Origin of the sequence: Clostridium sp. CF012 (genome assembly GCF_018861755.1) — a bacterium.
Lineage (GTDB): Bacteria > Bacillota > Clostridia > Clostridiales > Clostridiaceae > Clostridium_AD.
In genome coordinates this window covers 1-1,530 of the sequence record NZ_JAHLEF010000091.1, presented here as the reverse complement: position 1 = coordinate 1,530, position 1,530 = coordinate 1, and the positions used below count along the sequence as shown (strand labels likewise).

Below are 1,530 nucleotides of genomic sequence, written 5' to 3'. Positions count from 1 at the left end.
GGGAATGTAGCTAGATTTGTGTAAACAAATCTAGCTACATTATTTTTTTTGTATTAACTAATGGTATTTGTGGAAATAATATCTAATAATTAAGTGAGGAGGAATAGTTATGAAAGAAATTGAAGCACCAGATTTTGATTTAAAGGCAGAGGTTAGAAAATGTAAGACTATGGAGGATGTAGTTGGTAAGAATGGCTTAATGCAAAGACTGCTAAAAGGTGTTATGCAGGAAATGCTAGAGGGGGAAATGGAGGAGTTATTAGGTAGAGAGAAGTACAAAAGGGCTGATGATAATTCAGATATAAACTACAGAAATGGCTATAGTGACAAAAATATAAAAAGTAGTTTTGGGAATGTTGAAATCGATATTCCAAGAGATAGGAACGCTAAATTTGAACCTAAAATCGTAAAAAAATATGAGACAGTTTGCAATGAACTTGATAACAAAATAATTGGACTTTACGCGAGGGGTATGTCAACAAGAGATATACAGACAGAGCTAGAAGATCTATATGGAATTGATGTTTCACCATCAATGATCTCTAAGATAACCGATAAGGTTATGGGTGCTGCTACTGATTGGCAAAATAGAACACTGGATAATATTTACCCTATTGTATATATGGACGCAGTCCACTTTAAAGTTAGGGAAGAGAATAAGATAGCCACCAAGGCCGCATACATCTGTATGGCTCTAGATATGAAGGGACATAAAGACATACTAGGAATATGGATTGGAGAACAAGAAGGAGCCAAGTTTTGGCTTACAGTATGCAATGATCTTAAAAATAGAGGAGTTCAAGATATTCTTATAGCTTGTATGGATGGCTTAAAAGGCTTACCTGAAGCAATAAAAGTGGTTTTCCCTGATGTAAGCATTCAAACATGCATAATACACCAAATAAGGAACTCTTTTAAATATATTGCCTCTAAAGATACTAAGGAATTCATGAGGGATTTAAAGTGTGTTTATAGGGCTTCATCAGAAGAAATAGCAACAAATGAACTTGAAAAGTTAAAGGACAAATGGGGTGCAAAATATAGTATAGTTATTAACTCCTGGTATAATAATTGGAACAACTTATCAACATACTTTGATTATCCACCAGATATAAGAAAGATTATATATACAACTAATGCATTGGAGGGCTTTAACAGGCAACTAAGGAAATTTACAAAGACTAAAACGGTGTTCCCTACAGATGATTCATTAAGAAAATCGCTGTACCTAGCAACCTTAGAAATTATGAAAAAATGGACCTCACCTGTTCAAAACTGGTCTAGTTCATTAGCACAGTTGGCAATCATGTTTGAAGATAGAATCGAGGCTTAATTGAAACTATAAACCTGTAATTTTTATATTTTAATGTATAATTTAAAAAGTTTAACAAATAATATAATAATATCCACACTACCCCAGTATTAGTATTACCATAAAAATAAAAAATTAGTACAGGAGTGAATTCCCATACTAATTTCAGTTGAAATATACTTGTCTAAAATTATTTACACAAATCTATAAACATTCTC

Annotated in this window: 1 protein-coding gene; it reads left to right on the top strand. The window is 32.5% G+C overall.

Annotated elements, in window-relative coordinates; all coding sequences use genetic code 11:
• The first annotated feature begins 109 nt into the window (after positions 1-109).
• On the top strand, positions 110-1,333 hold the full coding sequence (locus KPL50_RS26360) for an IS256 family transposase (protein ID WP_216301440.1): 1,224 nt from the start codon (positions 110-112) through the stop codon (positions 1,331-1,333).
• Positions 1,334-1,530: the final 197 nt, after the last annotated feature.

Coding starts and splice junctions, on each gene's coding strand:
- KPL50_RS26360 (WP_216301440.1), top strand. CDS start 110: ATGAAAGAAATTGAAGCACCAGATTTTGATTTAAAGGCAGAGGTTAGA.